The sequence below is a fragment of the Pseudomonas carassii genome, assembly GCF_036324045.1.
In the GTDB taxonomy this organism is placed as follows: Bacteria; Pseudomonadota; Gammaproteobacteria; order Pseudomonadales; family Pseudomonadaceae; genus Aquipseudomonas; species Aquipseudomonas peradeniyensis.
In genome coordinates, this window is record NZ_JAZDCT010000012.1 from 114,326 (window position 1) to 133,213 (window position 18,888).

At 64.9% G+C, this 18,888-nt stretch carries 16 protein-coding genes, 1 pseudogene and 1 riboswitch; of the genes and pseudogenes, 10 read left to right on the top strand and 7 right to left on the bottom strand.

Annotated elements, in window-relative coordinates; all coding sequences use genetic code 11:
* The first annotated feature begins 147 nt into the window (after window positions 1–147).
* Window positions 148–732, top strand: a complete 585-nt coding sequence (locus tag V0R62_RS11520) for a YajG family lipoprotein (RefSeq protein WP_011532230.1) — start codon at window positions 148–150, stop codon at window positions 730–732.
* An 80-nt stretch (window positions 733–812) separates the two neighbouring features.
* Here V0R62_RS11520 and V0R62_RS11525 read toward each other — a convergent pair whose 3' ends face one another.
* On the bottom strand, window positions 813–1,019 hold the full coding sequence (locus V0R62_RS11525) for a hypothetical protein (protein WP_050703748.1): 207 nt from the start codon (window positions 1,017–1,019) through the stop codon (window positions 813–815).
* A gap of 158 nt (window positions 1,020–1,177) precedes the next feature.
* Between V0R62_RS11525 and V0R62_RS11530 the strand changes: the two genes are divergently transcribed.
* Window positions 1,178–1,438: a hypothetical protein gene (locus tag V0R62_RS11530; protein ID WP_330103807.1), complete on the top strand. Its 261-nt coding sequence runs from the start codon at window positions 1,178–1,180 to the stop codon at window positions 1,436–1,438.
* 117 nt (window positions 1,439–1,555) lie between these two features.
* Here the strand turns inward: V0R62_RS11530 and V0R62_RS11535 are convergent, their stop codons facing one another.
* Complete coding sequence (locus tag V0R62_RS11535; protein WP_330103808.1) at window positions 1,556–2,722, bottom strand: 1-acyl-sn-glycerol-3-phosphate acyltransferase; 1,167 nt, start codon at window positions 2,720–2,722, stop codon at window positions 1,556–1,558.
* 125 nt (window positions 2,723–2,847) lie between these two features.
* Between V0R62_RS11535 and V0R62_RS11540 the strand changes: the two genes are divergently transcribed.
* The 3 genes from V0R62_RS11540 to V0R62_RS11550 are packed head-to-tail and all read left to right on the top strand — an operon-like array spanning window position 2,848 to window position 3,926.
* The gene (locus V0R62_RS11540) at window positions 2,848–3,030 is read left to right on the top strand and encodes a CPXCG motif-containing cysteine-rich protein (protein ID WP_010225771.1); all 183 of its coding nucleotides are present in this window, start codon (window positions 2,848–2,850) and stop codon (window positions 3,028–3,030) included.
* A complete protein-coding gene (locus V0R62_RS11545; RefSeq protein WP_330103809.1) occupies window positions 3,030–3,290 on the top strand; it encodes a putative signal transducing protein in 261 nt (86 codons plus the stop codon). Before V0R62_RS11540 ends, V0R62_RS11545 begins: the two co-directional genes overlap by 1 nt.
* 15 nt (window positions 3,291–3,305) lie before the next feature.
* A complete protein-coding gene (locus V0R62_RS11550; protein WP_330103810.1) occupies window positions 3,306–3,926 on the top strand; it encodes an SOS response-associated peptidase in 621 nt (206 codons plus the stop codon).
* 141 nt (window positions 3,927–4,067) lie between these two features.
* On the opposite strand, the gene V0R62_RS26810 is transcribed toward V0R62_RS11550, so the two are convergent.
* Together V0R62_RS26810 and V0R62_RS26815 are read right to left on the bottom strand one after the other, a co-directional pair.
* A complete protein-coding gene (locus tag V0R62_RS26810) occupies window positions 4,068–4,910 on the bottom strand; it encodes a methyl-accepting chemotaxis protein (RefSeq protein ID WP_371263119.1) in 843 nt (280 codons plus the stop codon).
* A gap of 12 nt (window positions 4,911–4,922) precedes the next feature.
* Window positions 4,923–6,209, bottom strand: a pseudogene (locus tag V0R62_RS26815) (HAMP domain-containing protein); the annotation flags it as partial.
* Between the two features lie 152 nt (window positions 6,210–6,361).
* Between V0R62_RS26815 and V0R62_RS11560 the strand changes: the two are divergent.
* Complete coding sequence (locus V0R62_RS11560) at window positions 6,362–7,177, top strand: M48 family metallopeptidase (RefSeq protein WP_050703754.1); 816 nt, start codon at window positions 6,362–6,364, stop codon at window positions 7,175–7,177.
* A 72-nt stretch (window positions 7,178–7,249) separates the two neighbouring features.
* Here V0R62_RS11560 and V0R62_RS11565 read toward each other — a convergent pair whose 3' ends face one another.
* The 3 genes from V0R62_RS11565 to V0R62_RS11575 all read right to left on the bottom strand — a co-directional run bounded on the left by V0R62_RS11565 (window position 7,250) and on the right by V0R62_RS11575 (window position 10,100).
* Window positions 7,250–7,834 carry a TMEM165/GDT1 family protein gene (locus tag V0R62_RS11565; protein WP_177330817.1) on the bottom strand — a complete coding sequence of 195 codons (585 nt, stop codon included), beginning with the start codon at window positions 7,832–7,834 and terminating at the stop codon, window positions 7,250–7,252.
* 90 nt (window positions 7,835–7,924) lie between these two features.
* Window positions 7,925–8,046: riboswitch (yybP-ykoY riboswitch) on the bottom strand.
* 38 nt (window positions 8,047–8,084) lie between these two features.
* The gene (locus tag V0R62_RS11570) at window positions 8,085–9,083 is read right to left on the bottom strand and encodes a class I SAM-dependent methyltransferase (protein WP_330103812.1); all 999 of its coding nucleotides are present in this window, start codon (window positions 9,081–9,083) and stop codon (window positions 8,085–8,087) included.
* Window positions 9,084–9,134: 51 nt separating this feature from the next.
* Window positions 9,135–10,100, bottom strand: a complete 966-nt coding sequence (locus V0R62_RS11575; protein ID WP_330103813.1) for a 2-hydroxyacid dehydrogenase — start codon at window positions 10,098–10,100, stop codon at window positions 9,135–9,137.
* Between the two features lie 190 nt (window positions 10,101–10,290).
* On the opposite strand from V0R62_RS11575, the gene V0R62_RS11580 reads away from it, so the two are divergent.
* From V0R62_RS11580 to V0R62_RS11595, 4 genes are all read left to right on the top strand, one after another.
* Window positions 10,291–11,973: a fatty acid--CoA ligase gene (locus V0R62_RS11580; protein WP_330103814.1), complete on the top strand. Its 1,683-nt coding sequence runs from the start codon at window positions 10,291–10,293 to the stop codon at window positions 11,971–11,973.
* A 331-nt stretch (window positions 11,974–12,304) separates the two neighbouring features.
* On the top strand, window positions 12,305–14,191 hold the full coding sequence (locus tag V0R62_RS11585; RefSeq protein WP_330103815.1) for a DUF1302 domain-containing protein: 1,887 nt from the start codon (window positions 12,305–12,307) through the stop codon (window positions 14,189–14,191).
* A 25-nt stretch (window positions 14,192–14,216) separates the two neighbouring features.
* Window positions 14,217–15,581 (top strand): DUF1329 domain-containing protein, encoded by a 1,365-nt coding sequence (locus V0R62_RS11590; RefSeq protein WP_330103816.1) that lies wholly within the window; start codon window positions 14,217–14,219, stop codon window positions 15,579–15,581.
* 441 nt (window positions 15,582–16,022) lie between these two features.
* Window positions 16,023–18,740, top strand: coding sequence for a LuxR C-terminal-related transcriptional regulator (locus tag V0R62_RS11595; protein WP_330103817.1), 2,718 nt, complete (start codon window positions 16,023–16,025; stop codon window positions 18,738–18,740).
* Window positions 18,741–18,888 lie beyond the last annotated feature (148 nt).

Consider the following 18,888-nt stretch of genomic DNA (forward strand, 5'->3'; position numbering starts at 1 on the left):
ATGAAACGATTGTGACAGAAGGGCAGTTGCTAGCTGTAAGCGGCAAGCTACAAGGAAAAGGGTAGGTGCTTTTGCTTGCAGCTTGCCGCTGGAAGCTTGCCGCTAGGTATACTGTGGGCCTTTGCCGCTTTTTCTGGAGAAACGCGCATGTTGCAACGTCTGTTGGTCGGTTTGTTCGCGGTGGCCAGCCTGAGCCTGGCCGGTTGTGCCCACAGCCCGCAGCAACTCAGCCCGCAACCCAAGCTTACCCAGCAACTGGCCCCGGTCGGCCACGGTCAGCCGGTAGTGGTCAAGGTCGTCGACGGGCGCGCCTCGCAATCGCTCGGCACCCGCGGTGGCATGTACCCCGAGACCAGCACCATCACCGTCAATGGCAACGATGTCGTGCCCAAGCTGCAGGCCCAGGCCGAGGCGGCGGTGCGCCTGCTCGGCTTCACCCCGACGCCCAACGCCTACAACGCGCCGCAGCTGACCGTGACCCTGGCCGAGCTCAAGTACCAGTCGCCCAAGGACAAGATGTACGTGACCGAGGCGACCATCGGCGCCACCTTCCGTGCCGACGTGTCCAACGCCAACCGCCGCTACAGCGGCCGCTACGGTGCCTCGCTGGACCAGCGCTTCGGCATGGCGCCGAACCAGGAAACCAACACCAAGCTGGTGAGCGATGTGCTCAGCGATGCCCTGACCCGCCTGTTCAAGGACCCGACCGTCGGTCAGGTGCTGGGCGAGTAAGGCTTTTGCGATGAAGAAAACCCGCCGCCTGGTCAGCCAGGCGGCGGGTTTTTTATTGTCTGCGCGGACGTATTCGCGGCTCAGGCGGCCTGCACATTGAAGTCCAGCAGGCTGATCCCGGTGTGCGGGTCGACTTCCGGCAGGTCCTGGTGGGCGTGCCCGCCCAGCGCGCAATACACCAGCCACTGGCGGTCCTGGACATTGATCGCGAAGCCATCGATCAGCGCCTGCTGCTCGTCGCTCTGGGCGACAAGGTAGAGGCGGTCCTGGTTTTCGGCGTGCAGCATGACAAGCTCCGGTTCGGTAGAGGCCGACAGGGTGGCCTGCCTTGATGACGAGCGTGTGACAGATGAAATTAAATGACAGCTGGTCGCAAAGTGGCGGCGCCGCCCCCGGGCTTGGGTAGAATGCCGGGCTTTGCCGCACGTGATACCGAGGTCGCGCAATGTCGTTGCAAGTGCTCTGGGGCTTCCTGGCCGCCCATCCGGCCAAGCTGATCAACCTGCTGGCCCTGCTCATTACCTGCCCTGGCGGGCTGCTGCTGCACAGCGCCCGGCGTCGCGAGGCGCTGAGCCGGGAACGCTTGGCGATGGATGAAGGCGTGGTGGACGGGCTCGAACAGCGGGTGCCGCGCTATTACTACATCCTGGGCTTGTGCTGCCTGGCGATGGCCTTGCTGCTGTCCTGGTTCAGTACCTGGATCTGAACAGCTGATACTTGCTCTGTGTAGGAGCGGGCTTGTCCCGCGAAGGCGTCATATCAGATCACATCATTGCTTGATCTGCCGCCTTCGCGGGACAAGCCCGCTCCTACAGGTGCGTTGTCAGGCCGATGCCGGTTGACGCTTGACCTGATACTGGTTACGCACCGGCGTCGCATACTGCTGCACCAGGTACGGCTGATGCTCGGCGGGGCAGGCGTCCAGGCGGCGCTGCCACTCTTCCTTCGCCTTGGCCAGCTCGTCGGCCGGGAACAGTTTCTCCGCGCTGGGCACCTCGAGCGCCGCGTCCTTCTCCGCCCACATCGCATAGGCCAGGTAGTGCACCGGGAACAGCCGGTAGCCGCCGAGGATCTGCCGATCGATGGCCAGGGCCAATTGCTTGGTGTCCTCGTGGTAGTCGGTCACCGGTGGCGCGAAGTTGATGTGCACACGCCCTTTGTAGCCGGTGATGCCCTGGGCGATGCTGTTGTCGTCCTCGCCCGGCGCCTTGGTGTAGCTGCCGGTGGTGGCGCGGATATACAGCTCGCGGGCCTTGGCCTGGTCGCAGGGGTCGTACTCGTAGCTGATCGACACCGGGGTCAGGTTCAGGCTCTGGACCACCGCGCCGAACGGCTCGTCCTTGCGGCTCATGTGGAACATCTTGAGGATCGCCGAATCGGTACGGTCGTCACCGTCCTTGGCGCGGCCTTCGGCCTGGGCGATCCAGATCGACACGCAATCGTTGCGGATCGAGTGATTGATGTAGGCCGAGAGCAATTGGTAGGCGGCCAGCTTCTCGCGGCGGCCGCTGATCGAGCGATGGACGATGAAGCTCTTGTTCAGGCGCATCATGTCGCTGACGAACGGCTTTTGCAGCAGGTTGTCGCCGATGGCGATGCGCGGCGTCGGCAGGCCGGCGTGGTACACCGCGTAGTTGACGAAGGCCGGGTCCATGACGATGTCGCGGTGGTTGGCCAGGAACAGGTAGGCGGTACCCGACTTGAGCTGTTCGACGCCGGTATAGGTAACGCCGTCGGTGGCGCGGTCGATGGTGCGGTCGACGTAGTACTCGACCTTGTCCTGCAGCGTGGACACGCAGCTCACGCCGGCGAATTCCTTGCGCAGGCGCCGGGCGATCAGCGGTTTGAGCAGCCAGCCGAAGGCGCCCGCCGCGCGCGGGAAGCGGAAGTGGGTGAGGATATCGAGGAATGCCGGGTCGCTGAGCAGGCGTGCCAGAACGGCAGGGACCTCAGCGTCGTCGTACGGTCGGATGGCATCGAATTCGCCCATCATGCTCTCTTGTTGGAAACGGCTAGGGTAATTAGGTAGGGGCGGGCTCCGAAAAACGGCTCGGACGCACACTGGCCCTGTAAACAGACCGGCAATTATACGCACAAGTCACTCCGGAGGCCGCGATGCTGGAAACTGCGATCTACGATTGCCCCTATTGTGGCGAAGAAGTCGAAACCACGGTGGACCTGTCCGGCGGCGATCAGGAGTACATCGAGGACTGCCAGGTGTGCTGCAAACCTATCCGCTTCGTGCTGCAGGTGCATGGCGAGGAGTGGATGCTCGATGTCTACGGCGAGAACGATTGATGCAACGGATCTATGAACCGGAAAGCCTGCTGGAGGCGCAGATGCTGGTGGGCATGCTGGCCAGCGAGGGCATCGAGGTGCATCTGGTCGGGCGCGACCTGATGGGCGCCGTGGGCGAGTTGCCGATGCACGGGTTGCTGGGCCTGGCGGTGCCGGATGAACAGGCCGGGTACGCACGGTGCCTGATCGATGCGTACAATGCCGCCCAGCCGCTTGCCGGCGACGAACCGGAGAGTTATCCCGGAACCCTGATCTGCTAGGTTTTGATTTCGCCCATGTGTGGACGCTACGCCCTGTTTCGCTGGTCCCAGAGCTTCGCCGGCCTGCCGGGCTTCCCTCCGGGCCAGCAGGCCCAATGGAACATCTCGCCCGGTGCCACGGTGCTGATCCAGCGCCAGCTCGACGGCCAGCTGCAGCTGGCCGGTGCGCGCTGGGGGCTGACCCCGGCCTGGCTCACCGACCTGTCCCGCACCCCGGCCCAGGCCCGTGCCGAGACCCTCGCGGAGCAGCCGATGTTCCGCGAGCCCTTGCGCCAGCGGCGCTGCCTGATGCCGGCCAACGGCTTCTACGAGTGGCGCGGCACGGCGCGCAAGCGCCCGTACTGGGTAACGCCGGGGGAGGGCGCGTCGCTGTTCTTCGCCGCGCTGTGGGAGGTCTACCCGGTGCAGGAGCAGCAATGGCTGAGTTGCGCGGTGGTGACGCAAGCGGCGATGAACCAGCGTCGACCGCTGATCCTCGACGAGGCCGAGCAGGCGCTGTGGCTGGATCCTGAAACACCGATGGCCAGATTGCACGAGTTGCTGGCCAAGCCGCCGACGGCACTGCGTGAGCGGGCGCTGGCGAACTTCGTCAACGATCCGAAGCTCAATGGGCCGGAGTGCCTGACGCCCGCCTAGGTGGCGTGCGCTACTCCCTGTAGGAGCGGCCTTGTGCCGCGAAGCGGCCCCAGGGTTTCAGCGTTGACGCAAAGATCGCCGGGGCCGCTTTGCGGCCCTTTCGCGGCACAAGGCCGCTCCTACAGGGGTGCGCGTGCAGGCCTACACCCTGAACTGATTGATCAACCGCCGCTGCTGCTCGGCCAGCTTGGTCAGCTCGGCGCTGGCCTGACTCGACTCGTCGGCGCCGCCGGCCACCTCGCCGGCCACCTGGCCGATGTTGATCACGTTGCGGTTGATGTCCTCGGCCACCGCGCTCTGCTCCTCGGCGGCGCTGGCGATCTGCGTGTTCATGTCGTTGATCACCGATACCGCCTGGGTGATGCTCGCCAGCGACTCGGCCGCGCGGCTGGCCTGTTGCACGCTGATGTCGGTCTTGCCCTGGCTGTCTTCCATCACCTTGACCACTTCGCGGGTGCCCAACTGCAGCTGCTGGATCATCTGCTGGATTTCCTGGGTGGCCTGCTGGGTCTTCTGCGCCAGGTTGCGCACCTCATCGGCGACCACTGCGAAACCGCGGCCCTGCTCGCCGGCACGAGCGGCTTCGATGGCGGCGTTGAGCGCCAGCAGGTTGGTCTGCTCGGCGATGGCGCGGATGGTCACCAGGATGGCGTTGATGTTCTCGCTGTCGCGGGCCAGGTCCTGGACCACGGTCACGGCGCGACCGATCTCGGCGGCCAGCTCGCTGATCGAGTGCGACGTGTCGCGGACAATGTCCAGGCCCTGGTTGGCGGCACGGTCGGCTTCACTGGCGGCCTGAGCCGCTTGCGTGGCATTGCGCGCCACATCTTGGGCAGTGGCGGTCATTTCATGCACGGCGGTGGCCACCTGGTCGATCTCGGCCATCTGCTTGTGCACGCCCTGGTTGGTGCGGATGGCGATGTCGGCGGTGTGTTCCGACGAGTCGCTGACTTTCTGCACCGAACTGACCACTTGGCTGATCATCGCCTGCAACTTGGCCAGGAAGGTGTTGAAGCCCTTGGCGATGGCGCCCAGCTCGTCGGCCCGGTCGCTCTGCAGGCGTCGGGTCAGGTCGCCTTCGCCCTGGGCGATGTCGTCGAGCATGCTCACCATCTGCTTGAGCGGGCGGGCGATGCCCAGGGCCAGCAGCCAGATCACCAGCAAGCCGAGGGCGGCGATGCCCAGGCCGACCACGGTCATGCCGGCGATATCGGTGCGGCGCTGTTCGGCCAGGTCCTGCTGCAGGCGGTTGACGTCGGCCATGACCGTGCTCAGCGGCAGTTCCAGCAGCAGGGTCCAGCGTGCATCGGTGCCGGCGATCTTGAACGGCAGGTACAGCTCGATGCGGTCCTTGGCGGCATCCACTTCATAGTGCAGCGCCTCGCCACTCAGGTTCTTGAGGGTGTTGGCTTCGTCGCTGTCCAGCACATCGGCGGCTTTCTCGCCGAACTTCGATGGATCGCGGGTGTAGGCCACCAGGCGGCCGTTGCTGGAGACCAGCGCCAGCTCGCCGGCGCCGTCGTAGAGCTGGCGGTCGGCGGCATTGAGCAGGTCCTGGATGAAGTTCACCGACAGGTCGGCACCGGCCATGCCCTGGAACTGGCCGTCGATCATGATCGGTTCGACGAACGAGGCGAGCATGACCATCTTGTCGCCCACTTTGTAAGGCGCGGGATCGATCACGCAGGCCTTCTTCGACTCCTTGGGGCACAGGTAGTACTCACTGGCGCGCACGCCGGTGGCGAGCACCGTGCGGTCGTCGACGTCGGCCAGCTTGTCCTGGCCGAGGCTGCCGTCACCATTGCGGAACCACCAGGGCAGGAAGCGCCCGCTGGCGCTGTCGATGCCCACCAGGTGGCTGCCGACGTAGCGGCCATCGGCATGGTCGAGGGCGTTCGGCTCCCAGCCCAGGTAGGCACCCAGTACGCTCGGATTGACCTCCACGGTGCGCTTGAGCTGGTTGATCAGGTGTTCGCGATCGACGCGCATCAGTGGCTGGCCGTCGGCGCCCTGCATGCCGAGCATGGCGTTGCCGGTGGCCAGGCCGCGGGCGATTGCCAGGGGCGCTTCCAGGCCGCGCTGGATCTCGCTGACCTGGGTGCGGGCCAGGGCCGAGAGACGCTGTTCGATGACGGTCTCGAACTGCTGTTGCGTGCGCTGTTGCACCAGCGTCTGGGTCCGCTGCCCGGAATACACGGCGTACAGCACCAGGGCCGCGACAATGCTCAGCACGATGGCACCGGCCAGGGCGGCCACGGAAAACTGGATCGACTTGAACTTCATGGCAAAGCTCCGCGCGCAAGGAGGTCGTTACCGAATGTTATCGGCGGGCTAATACCAAAGCATGAGGGGCTTGTCAGAAATCTTACCTGTGGCTCTGGCAGGGGCGGGCGTCTGGGCCTAGGATACGCGGCACGTAAATAGGGAGTGTTTTCATGCGTAAGTCATTCGTTGTCAGCATGCTGACGGCCAGCGTCCTGCTCGGCGGCTGCCAGGCGGTCAATACCACCAGTGGCGGTGCCGTGGGCGTCCAGCGCCAGCAGTACATGTTCAGCATGCTCTCGACCGATGAGGTCAACCAGATGTACGCCCAGTCCTACCAGCAGACCCTCGGCGAGGCGTCGAGCAAGGGCGTGCTGGACAAGAGCAGCAATGATGCCAAGCGCGTGCAGGCCATCGCCAAGCGCCTGATTGCCCAGGCGCCACAGTTCCGGCCGGATGCCGCGCAGTGGAACTGGGAAGTCAACGTGATCAAGAGCGACGAGCTCAACGCCAACTGCGGTCCGGGCGGCAAGATCATCGTCTATACCGGCCTGATCGATCAGCTCAAGCTGACCGACGCCGAGATCGCCGCGGTGGTGGGGCACGAGATCGCCCACGCCCTGCGCGAGCACAGCCGTGAAGCCATGTCCAAGGCCTATGGCGTGGAAATGGCCCGCCAGGGTGCCGGCGCGATCTTCGGTCTGGGCCAGGACAGCATGGCCATGGCCGACACCGTGGTGAACTACGCCATGACCCTGCCCAACAGCCGGGCCAACGAGAACGAAGCCGACCTGATCGGCCTCGAGCTGTCGGCCCGCGCCGGCTACGACCCGAACGCCGCGATCACCCTGTGGAACAAGATGAGCCAGGCGTCCGAGGGCGCGCCGCCGGAGTTCATGAGCACCCACCCGGCGTCGAGCAGCCGGATCGCCTCGTTGCAGGCGGCGATTCCGAAGGTGATGCCGTTGTATCAAGCGGCCAAGAAGTAAGCCGCCGGGGTTTCATGCAAAACGTGGGAGTGGCGCGCCGCCGCTCCCACAGGGGTAATGTTCCCTGTGCGATCAGCCAATCCAGCCACTGGTCTTCATCGCCGAATACACCGCGACGATGGCCAGCACGATGAACGCGGTCGCCGCCAGGCGACGGATCAGCGTCAGCGGCAGTTTCTCCGCCGCGAAGTTGCCCGCCAGGACCACCGGCACGTTGGCGATCAGCATGCCCAGGGTGGTGCCGATGATCACCATGATCAGGTGCGGATACTGGGCGGCCAGCATCACCGTGGCCACCTGGGTCTTGTCGCCGATCTCGGCGAGGAAGAACGCGATCAGCGTGGTGACGAACGGCCCGAAGCGGCGCGCATTGCTGGTTTCATCATCGTCCATCTTGTCCGGTACCAGCGTCCACAGCGCGGTGGCGGTAAAGCTCGCGGCAAGAATCCAGTGCAGCACCGACTCGCTGAAGAAACCGCTGACCCAGGCGCCCACGGCACCGGCGGCGGCATGGTTGGCCAGGGTCGCGGCGACGATCCCGGCAATGATCGGCCAAGGCTTGCGAAAGCGTGCAGCGAGGATGAGCGCAAGCAATTGCGTCTTGTCGCCGATTTCGGCGAGGGCAACGATGGCGGTGGGGACGAGTAACGATTCCAGCATCAGGATTCCTACGGGGGCGGGTCGACACGGCTATGACACGTACAGCCTTCCCGCCCCGGGTAAGGTGTGCGTGTCATAGGTCTTGTCAAACCCTGGACCTGTCTGCGCAGATCGTGGGTCGCACGCGCCATGGCCTGTGGGCCAAGTGTGTTGACGCGTACCGGGCGAGCAGGGCGCTCGCGGGAGACTACTCCCCTAGGACGGAGCGGATTCTGCCTAGGCGAAACGCTTTCGGCAAGCCCTGTTTTTAGCCGCGGGTCGCCCGGTAGATGCGAAAACCTTGTGCCTCGGCGCGGATTTCACAATTGCCCAGGGCGCCTTCGATCAGCGGCTGGTAGCGCAGGAAGCTGTTGGCTACCAGGCGTATTTCGCCACCTTTTCGCAGATGTTCGCCTGATTTTTTCAGCAGGTTTTCCGATGCCTGGTAGTCGGTGTGCACACCGGTGTGGAACGGCGGATTGCTCAGGATCAGGTCAAGATCGGACGGTGCGGCATCGATGCCGTCGCCGCTGATCACCTCGCCTTCCAGGCCGTTGGCCGCCAGGGTCAGGCGGCTGGCCGCGACCGCGAAGGCATCGACATCGAGCAAGGTGACCCGGCTCTGCGGATAACGGCGCTTGATCGTGGCGCCAAGCACGCCGGCGCCGCAGCCGAAGTCCAGGACATGGCCGCCGGGCAGGCCGTCGAGGTGTTCCAGCAGCAGCGCGGTGCCCTTGTCCAGGCGCCCATGGCTGAACACCCCGGGCAGGCTGATGACCTGCAGCGGACCATCTTCCAGCGGCAGTTCGAAGCGTTCGGCCAGGCTTTCCAGCGGTGTGGCTTCGGGAGCGTTGTCCACGGTCACCTGCCACAGCTGGCAGTGCCTGGCGCTGTCGAGCTTGCGCGGTTTGCCGAACGCCTGCAGCAGCTTGGCCGCGCCTTCGATGCCGCCGCGCTTTTCCCCCACCAGGTACAGCGCGCGACCGCCCAGGCGCGAGGCCAGGGCGTTGAGCAGGTAGGCTGCCAGCTCGCGGGACTTGGGCAGGAACAGCACGGCGGCGTCGAACGCCACATCGGGTACCTCGACACCATAGTGGCTGCGTCCGGCAAAACGAGCCTCGAGCAGCGCCTGGTCGCCGGCATGCCAGGTCCAGCCATGGGCGCCGGGCAGCTGGCCGAGCAGGCCGTCGGCCTGGGTGCCGGCGATCAGCAGCGGGCCTTGGAACAGTTCCGCCTGGCGGAGCAACACTTCACTGCGCGGGTCCATGGACGACGCCTCCTGAAAAAAGTGGCGCAGTGTAGCAGAGGCGTCGGCGGATCAGCCGACCACTCGCCGCGGCTGGCCGGCGAAGTAGGCCTGGGCGTTTTCGGCCAGTTGGCCGACGATGCGCTGGCGCGCCTGCACCGCGCCCCAGGCGCTGTGCGGGGTGATGATCAGGCGCGGGATGTCCGCCGCCAGCAGCGGGTTGCCCTTGGCCGGCGGCTCGACGCTCAGCACATCGGTGGCGGCGCCGCCCAGGTGGCCGCTACGCAGGGCATCGGCCAGGGCCTGTTCGTCGATCAGCCCGCCGCGGGCGGTGTTGACCACCAGCGCGCCCGGCTTGAGCAGGGCCAGTTCGTTGGCGCCGATCATGTGCCGGGTCTGCTCGTTGAGCGGGCAGTGCAGGGTCAGGGCATCGACCTGCGGCAGCAGTTCGTCCAGTGGCAGGCGATCGGCCCGGGGTGGTCGACCGGGAATCTGCCCGCTCAGCACGCGCATGCCGAACGCCTCGGCCAGGTGCGCCACCGCACCACCCAGCTCGCCATGGCCGAGCAGGCCGAGGGTCTTGCCTTCCAGTTCGACGATGGGGAAGTCCAGCAGGCAGAACTGGCTGGCCTTGGCCCATTGCCCGGCCTTCACCGCCTGGTTGTAGTCGCACAGGCGCGTGGCCAGGGCCAGCAGCAGGGCCAGGGTGTGCTGGGCCACCGACGGCGTGCCGTAGCCCTGGCAGTTGCACACGGTGATGCCCAGGGCGCGGGCGGCGGCCAGGTCGACATTGTTGGTGCCGGTGGCGGCCACCAGGATCAGCTTGAGGTCAGGGGCGGCGGCCAGCGTGGCGGCGTCGAGCATCACCTTGTTGCTGATCACCGCCGTGGTGCCTTGCAGGCGTTCCGCGACCTGATCGGCAGTGGTGGCGGCGTACAGCTGCAGTTCTTCGAACTGCGACTGCAGCGGCGAAAGGTCGAGGTCACCTAGATCCAGTGACTGGTGATCGAGAAACACGGCGCGGCGTGGGCTGGGCATCAGGGGCTCCGGTGGTGGGGCGGCAGGGCATCGACGCAGTGTCTGGTCCGCCGGCGCCATTCGTCAACGGTGCCATCCGCACTCATACCTTGAGGGCGCAAATCATTCCTTCGGCTGATTTGACCGGTGCGTCACCGAACTACAGTGAATTCTTGAACCGTTCTGCCCGTATTGAAGAAAAGGGATACCCATGTTGCAGACTCGCATCATCAAGCCCGCCGAGGGCGCCTACGAATACCCGTTGCTGATCAAGCGCCTGCTGATGTCCGGCAGCCGCTACGAGAAGACCCGCGAGATCGTCTACCGCGACCAGATCCGCCTCACCTACCCGCAGCTCAACGAACGCATCGCCCGCCTGGCCAACGTGTTGACCGCGGCCGGTGTGAAGGCCGGTGACACCGTGGCGGTAATGGACTGGGACAGTCACCGTTACCTGGAGTGCATGTTCGCCATCCCGATGATCGGCGCGGTGGTACACACCATCAACGTGCGCCTGTCGCCCGAGCAGATCCTCTACACCATGAACCACGCCGAAGACCGCTTCGTGCTGGTCAACAGAGATTTCATCGGTCTCTACCAGGCCATTGCCGGGCAGCTGACCACGGTCGACAAGACCGTGCTGCTGACCGACGGCCCGGACAAGACCGCCGACCTGCCGAGCCTGGTGGGCGAGTACGAGCAACTGCTGGCCGCGGCCAGCCCGCAGTACGATTTCCCCGATTTCGACGAGAACTCGGTGGCCACGACGTTCTACACCACCGGCACCACCGGCAACCCCAAGGGGGTGTACTTCACCCATCGCCAGCTGGTGCTGCACACCCTGGCCGAGACCTCGGTGCTGGGCAGTCTGGACAGCGTCAGGCTGCTGAGCAGCAACGACGTCTACATGCCAATCACGCCGATGTTCCACGTGCACGCCTGGGGCATCCCCTACGCGGCGACCATGATGGGGATCAAGCAGGTCTACCCGGGGCGCTATGAGCCGGACATGCTGATCAGGCTGTGGCGCGAGGAAAAGGTCACCTTTTCCCACTGCGTGCCGACCATCCTGCAGATGCTGCTCAACTGCCCTTCGGCGGCCGGGCAGGATTTCGGCGGCTGGAAGATCATCATTGGCGGCAGCGCGCTCAACCGTGCCCTGTACCAGGCGGCGCTGGCCCGGGGCATCCAGCTCACCGCCGCCTACGGCATGTCGGAAACCTGCCCGCTGATCAGTGCCGCGCACCTGAACGACGAGCTGCAGGCCGGTAGCGAGGATGAGCGCACCAGCTACCGGATCAAGGCCGGCGTGCCGGTGCCCTTGGTCGAGGCCGCCATCGTCGATGGCAATGGCAACTTCCTGCCCGCCGATGGCGAAACCCAGGGCGAGCTGGTACTGCGCGCGCCCTGGCTGACCATGGGCTACTTCCGCGAGCCGGAGAAGGGCGAGGAGCTCTGGCAGGGCGGCTGGCTGCACACCGGCGATGTCGCCACGCTGGACGGCATGGGGTTCATCGACATCCGCGACCGCATCAAGGACGTGATCAAGACCGGTGGCGAATGGATTTCCTCGCTCGATCTGGAAGACCTGGTCAGCCGCCACCCGGCGGTCCGCGAGGTCGCGGTGGTCGGAGTGCCCGATCCGCAGTGGGGCGAGCGCCCGTTCGCGCTGCTGGTGGTGCGCGAGGGGCAGAGCATCGATGCGCGCGCACTCAAGGAACATCTCAAGCCTTTCGTCGAGCAGGGACACATCAACAAGTGGGCGATTCCCAGCCAGATCGCCCTTGTTACTGAAATTCCCAAGACCAGCGTCGGCAAGCTCGACAAGAAGCGCATCCGCGTGGACATCAGCCAGTGGCAGGCCAGTAACAGCGCCTTCCTTTCTACCTTGTAACCTGGGCGCGGGTCGCGCTTCGTTCAGCGCGACCCCGCAGACTAGACAGCATGCCGCCTTGTCAAACGGAAAAATTGAGCCATGCTTGAGCTCTGCCAGCGCGCAGGCCGGCCGATCGGGGTGGGCCGCAAGCAGGACGCGCAAATCACACTTTAGAGGGATCAAGCACCTGTGACCGCTGGCTATAGTCGGGTCAGGGGATTTTCAGGAATGGGGGAGGGCACCACGCGGCAACGCGCGGCGCCACGGGCAGGAGCCTGCTTCACCGGGCGCTCGAGCCGTTTCTGAAAGGACTCACTGCCATAACAATAAAGTACATGGAGTAGCGTCGATGACATCTGCAAACCCGTTCTGGCGCCGGGCGAAACTGCCTCTGGCCGTCAGCCTCGCTTCCACGCTCGCAAGTCCTGCTTTCGCTGTCAGCTTCAACATCGGTGAAATCGAAGGCCAGTTCGACTCCTCGCTCTCCGTTGGCGCCAGCTGGTCGACTGCCAACCCCAACAAGAACCTGATCGGGGTCAACAACGGCGGCAACGGCCTGTCGCAGACCTCCGACGATGGTCACCTGAACTTCAAGAAGGGCGAGACCTTCTCGAAGATCTTCAAGGGTATCCACGACCTGGAGCTCAAGTACGGCGATACCGGCGTGTTCGTCCGTGGCAAGTACTGGTACGACTTCGAACTCAAGGATGAAAACCGCCAGTTCAAGGACATCAGTGATTCGGGCCGCAAGGAAGGCGCCAAGTCCTCGGGCGCGGAGCTGCTCGACGCCTTCGTCTATCACAACTACTCCATCGCCGACCTGCCGGGCTCGGTGCGCCTGGGCAAGCAGGTGGTGAGCTGGGGCGAGAGCACCTTCATCGGCGGCGGCATCAACTCGATCAACCCTATCGACGTGTCCGCGTTCCGCCGTCCAGGTTCCGAGATCAAGGAAGGCCTGATCCCGGTCAACATGTTCTATGTCTCCCAGAGCCTGACCGACAACCTGTCGGCCGAGGCCTTCTACCAGATCGAATGGGACCAGACGGTCGTCGACAACTGCGGCACCTTCTTCTCCCAGCCCGACATCATTGCCGATGGTTGCACCGACAACCTGCGCGTGCTGAACAGCAGCCGTACCCTCAATGCCTTGCCGGCAATCGCGCGGGGCGTGCTGGCCGCCAACGGTGTCAACTACAACGAGGAAGGCGTGCTGGTTCGCCGTGGCGCTGACCGAGATGCCCGTGACAGTGGTCAGTGGGGCGTCGCGTTCCGCTACATGTTCGAGCCGCTGGATACCGAGTTCGGCGCGTACTTCATGAACTACCACAGCCGCGCACCGATCTTCAGTGCCACCGGTGCCTCGCGTGCGACCTTTGCCCGCGCAGCTGCCCTGCCACCGGCATTGCAGGGGCTCGCGCCGCTGATCGTGGCCGGCAACTCGCAGTACTTCGTCGAGTATCCGGAAGACATCCGTCTCTACGGGCTCAGCTTCTCCACCACCTTGCCCACCGGCACCGCCTGGAGCGGCGAGATCAGCTACCGCCCCAACGCGCCTGTGCAGTTGAACAGTACGGACATCCTGTTCGCCGGCGTCAAACCGCTGGGCGGCCCGTTGTTCGGCAATGCTTCGGTACTCAACGGCCAGCCAGGGGAAGACCTGCACGGTTACAAACGCAAGGAAATCACCCAGTTCCAGACCACCTTCACCCACTTCTTCGACCAGGTGATGGGCGCCAGCCGCATGACACTTGTCGGTGAAGTCGGCGTCACCCATGTCGGTGGCCTGGAGAGCCGTGACAAGGCCCGCTATGGCCGCGATCCGGTCTACGGCCCGGGCGATCTGCCCGGCAACGCCTGCCGCCTGCTCAACAGCAGCACCATCAGTGGCTCCGGTTTGGGCAGTTCGTCCGCCAACCTGACGCGCAATTGCGAGGGTGACGGTTTCACCACCAGCACCTCGTGGGGCTACCGCGCGCGCGCCATCTGGGACTACAACGACGTCTTCGCAGGGGTCAACCTCAAGCCCAGCGTGGCCTGGTCCCACGACGTTTCGGGTTACTCCCCGGGCCCTGGCGGCAACTTCGAGGAAGGCCGCAAGGCGGTCAGCCTTGGCCTGGACGCCGAGTACCAGAACACCTACACGGCGAGCCTGTCGTACACCAACTTCTTCGATGGCAAGTACACCACCGTGGATGATCGCGACTTCGTCGCCCTCAGCTTCGGCGTGAACTTCTAAGAAATCTGATCCAGGACGACACAGAATGAAAATGACCACACGTCTGCTGCAAGCCGGTGTACTGGGCATGTCCCTGCTGGCAACCAGCGTCATGGCTGCGGTTTCCGCCACCGAAGCGGCCAAGCTGGGCTCCACTCTGACCCCGATGGGCGCGGAGAAGGCCGGTAACGCCGATGGCTCGATCGGCCCGTGGGAGCCGCTGTCCAAGAGCGCCGGCAGTGCCGACGCCAAGGGCTTCCTGTCCGACCCCTACGCCAGCGAGAAACCGCTGTTCACCATCACCGCGCAGAACGCCGACCAGTACAAGGACAAGCTCTCGCCTGGCCAGCTGGCGATGCTCAAGCGTTACCCGGATAGCTACAAGATCCCGGTGTACAAGACCCACCGCGGTTCCACGGTACCGGACGATGTGTTCGCGGCGATCAAGGAAAACGCCACCAAGACCACCCTGGTCGCGGGCGGCAACGGCCTGGAGAACTTCCGCACCGCCATCCCGTTCCCGATTCCCAAGGACGGCCTGGAGGTGATCTGGAACCACATCACCCGCTACCGTGGCGGCAGCGTGACCCGCCTGGTCACCCAGGCCACCCCGCAGCAGAATGGCTCGTACAGCCTGGTGTACTTCCAGGACCAGTTCGTGTTCCGTGACAAGATGAAGGACTACGATCCGGCCAACCCGGGCAACATCCTGTTCTACTTCAAGCAGGAAGTGACCGCCCCGGCGCGTCTGGCCGGGACCGTGCTGCTGGTCCACGAGACCCTCGACCAGGTCAAGGAACCGCGCAAGGCGTGGATCTACAACGCCGGCCAGCGCCGCGTGCGCCAGGCGCCGCAAGTGTCGTACGACGGCCCGGGTACCGCCGCCGACGGCCTGCGCACCTCCGACAACCTGGACATGTACAACGGCGCGCCGGACCGTTACGACTGGAAGCTCGAAGGCAAGAAGGAGATGTACATCGCCTCCAACGCCTACAAGCTGGACGATCCGAAGCTCAAGTACAGCGACATCATCAAGGCCGGGCACATCAACCAGGACCTGTCGCGCTACGAGCTGCGTCGCGTCTGGCACGTGGTCGCGACCCTCAAGCCGGGCCAGCGCCACATTTATGCCAAGCGTGACTTCTACATCGACGAGGACACCTGGCAGGCCGCGGTGATCGACCAGTACGACGGTCGCAACCAGCTGTGGCGCGTTTCCGAGGCCCACGCCCAGCCGTACTACAACGTGCAGGTGCCGTGGTACACCCTGGAGGCCATCTACGACCTGCAGTCGGGCCGTTACCTGGCTCTGGGCATGAAGAACGAAGAGAAGAGTGCCTACAACTTCGGCTTCAGCGCCAGCAAGGCCGACTTCCAGCCGGCAGCCCTGCGTCAGGCAGGTGTGCGTTGAGCTGACGGTCGTCGCAACTCCGTTTGATCTCCCAGAACGCCCCGGCTTGCCGGGGCGTTTCTGTTCATGTGGCTGCGAGATCGGGCTACCTGTCGGCGCTGTTTCTTTTTGTCGTAGTCTTTTTAGGGCAAAGCGCCTGCATCATCTTCAAATGCGCAGCGTTTGCCGCTAGTCTCGCAACAAGTCGTAACGCGCATCCCTTTCAAGGTTTTTGCGATTGTTGGGATATGGCCGCTCCAGTTCAAGATTGCCGGGGTCGCTTTGCGACCCTTTCGCGACACAAGGCCGCTCCTACAGGCGACCGCGCACCTCTGTAGGAGCGGCCTTGTGTCGCGAAAGGGCTGCAAAGCAGCCCCGGCAACTCCAAGCCGGACGCCTATTACCAACACCTTGAAAGGACTGAATCTAACGCCGCCCTATTCCAATCAGAACGAGCCGGCCATGACAGACCTGTCCCGTACCCACGGAGTCGCCAGCCAGGCCCTGGGCCTGCTGGATGGGCGTTTCTTCCGGCCGCCGCTGCCGGAAGCACACGTCCCCAGAGCACGCCTGTGCCAGCGCCTGCAAAGCGGCCTTGGGGGGCGTCTGTTGCTGGTGAACGCACCGGCGGGGTTCGGCAAGAGTTCGCTGGCCATCGAGTTCTGCCAGGCGCTGCCCAGCCACTGGCGCAGCCTCTGGCTCAGCTTGAGCCAGCGCGATGCTGATCCGGGGCGCTTCCTCGAGCGCTTGCTCGAAGGTTTGCAACAGTTCTGTCCGGCGCTCGGCGGCCAGGCCCTGGGGCTTCTGAAGATGCGCCAGCGGCATCAGCCCTTCGCCTTCGAAGAGTGGCTCGACGGCCTGCTTGATGAGCTCGCACTCTACCTGCAGCCGGACACGCCCCTGCTGCTGGTGCTGGACGATTACCATCTGGCCCAGGGGCCGGTTCTCGACCGTTGCCTGCAATTTTTCCTCAACCACCTGCCAGCCGGGTTGGTCCTGCTGGTTACCAGCCGCCAGCGGCCCGACTGGCACCTGGCACGCCTGCGCCTGTCGCGTCAGCTGGTCGAGCTCAACGAGCAGGACCTGCGCCTGACTCCCGATGAAGCGCTTGCCGTGATCGGCCGCCAGCCCACCGGCTTGCGTGGCCAGGCCCTGGACAACCTGATCCAGCGCAGCGACGGTTGGGTGGCGGGGCTGCGTTTCTGGCAACTGGCGGCCAGCGAGTCCGGCGAGGACCACGCCTTGCCCCAGGCGCTGCATGGCGGCGAAGGGTTGATCCGCGATTACCTGCTGGAGGAGGTGATCGACATCCTGCCGGCCCCCGTGCAGGCGTTTCTCTACGATACCGCCTGTCAGGAGCGTTTCTGCGCCGAACTCTGCGACGCCCTGCGCGAGCGTCATGACAGCGCCGAGATCCTGCGTTACCTGCAGGCCCACCAGGTGTTCCTGGTGCCGCTCGACGAGCATGGGCTGTGGTTCCGCTATCACCACCTGTTCTCCGATCTGCTGCGCAGTCGGCAGGCCAGCGAGCCGCTGGCGGGGCTGCACCTGCGCGCCTGCCGTTGGTTTGAAGGGCAGGGCCTGCTGGACGAGGCGGTGGAGCAGGCCCTGCGCGCGGGCCATCTGGACGTGGCGGCGGACCTGGTGCAGAGCCTGTCCGAGGAGCAACTGCTGGCGGAGCAGAATGTCGGCATGCTGCTGCGCTGGAAGATGGACCTGCCCGACAGCCTGTTGATCAGCACGCCCAGGCTGATTGTCCTTTACAGCTGGGCCTTGGGCCTTGCCTGCCAGCTGGATGCCGCCGAGGAGCTGGCGGCCTACCTCAGCCGCTTCCTGCCCGCGCCGTCGGCCACGGCGCAGAAGTCGATGCTGGCCCAGTGGCTGGCCCTGAGCGGGGTCATCGCCCGTGGTCGCGGCGATCGTGAGCGAACACTCGCCTACTGTGGCGAGGCGCTGCAGAGCCTGCCAAACAAGCGCTACGGCCAACGGCTGGTGTGCCTGTCGACCCTGTCGAACCTGGCCATCGCCGATGGCGATTTCTGGCGGGCGCGAGGTTGGAACCGCGAGGCCCTCGAGCTGGCGCAACGGGTCGGCAACCCGCTGTTCGAGGCCCTGGCCCATTACGATCGGGCGCGGGTGCTGCACGCCCGTGGCGAGGTGCTGCGTGCCCTGGATGAAGTGCGCCAGGGATTGCAGCGGTTGCAGGGCCTTTCGGGGCAGCGCCTGTATGCCGTGCGCGCGCGCCTGACCTTGTACGAGGGTTACTTGCTGGCGGCCCGCCTGCACTGCGGCCCAGGCCGTGCGCGCTTGCGTGCAGGGCTCAGCGAGGCGCGCAGCTGCCGCGATATCAGTGTGCTGATCGGGCATTGCGTGATCGCCTCGCTGGACGGTCGCGAAGGGCGTTTTGCCGAGGCATTCTCTGAATTGGCCGAGGCGGAGCGGCTGATGCATATCTGGGACGTACCGCCAATCTTCTACCTGGCCATGATCACCCTGGTGAAGTGCGAGCTCTGGCTGGCCCAGGGGCGCACGGACCTGGCAGAGTCCTGGCTGTTGCGCCTGGGGCAGACCTACGGTGGCGAACAGCCCGCGGCGGCGCCGGAGTTCCACCCGCTGTTGCCTTTGCATATCGAGTTGCAGCAAGCCTTGCTGGAGCGGGTCCTGGCCCGCCCCATTGAAGCCGAAGCGCGACTGCGCACGCTGGTCGAGCGGGGGTTGGCCAGCGGTGGCATGACGCTGGTGGTGAGCGCGCAGTGCCAATTGATCGCCTTGCTGCTGGTCGAAGGGCGCGAAGCCGAAGCGAGCAGGCTGTTGACGCAGGCACTGGAGGCGGCACAGGGTGGCGCCCTGCAGGCCTTCCAGCGCTTGATCGAAGAACATCCTCACTGGCTGCGGGAGCAGTTGGCAGGGCGTGCGGTCTGTCCGGTCCAGAGCGATTTGCTGACCCATCTGCCACAAGCCCAGATTGCTGGGGTCGGCGCTACCGAGACCTTGAGCAGCCGCGAGTTCGCCGTACTGGAGCTGATCGCCCAGGGCTGTTCCAACCAGCAGATCAGCGAGCGCCTGTTCATCTCCCTGCACACGGTCAAGACCCACGCCAGCCATATCAACAGCAAGCTTGGGGTGGAGCGTCGCACCCAGGCGGTGGCAAGGGCCAAGTCTCTCGGTTTGCTGGTCTAGTGGCCTGGAGCGGGCTTGGCCGTTAAGATAATGGCATAAGGCCGCCTTGCAGCATCATCTTTCCGGGCTCATCTTTCCCGACCCGCTGCCGATACAGATTTCGGCGGTATGCATCGCCACGCGCCACTTTCCACTTCTTTCAATACAG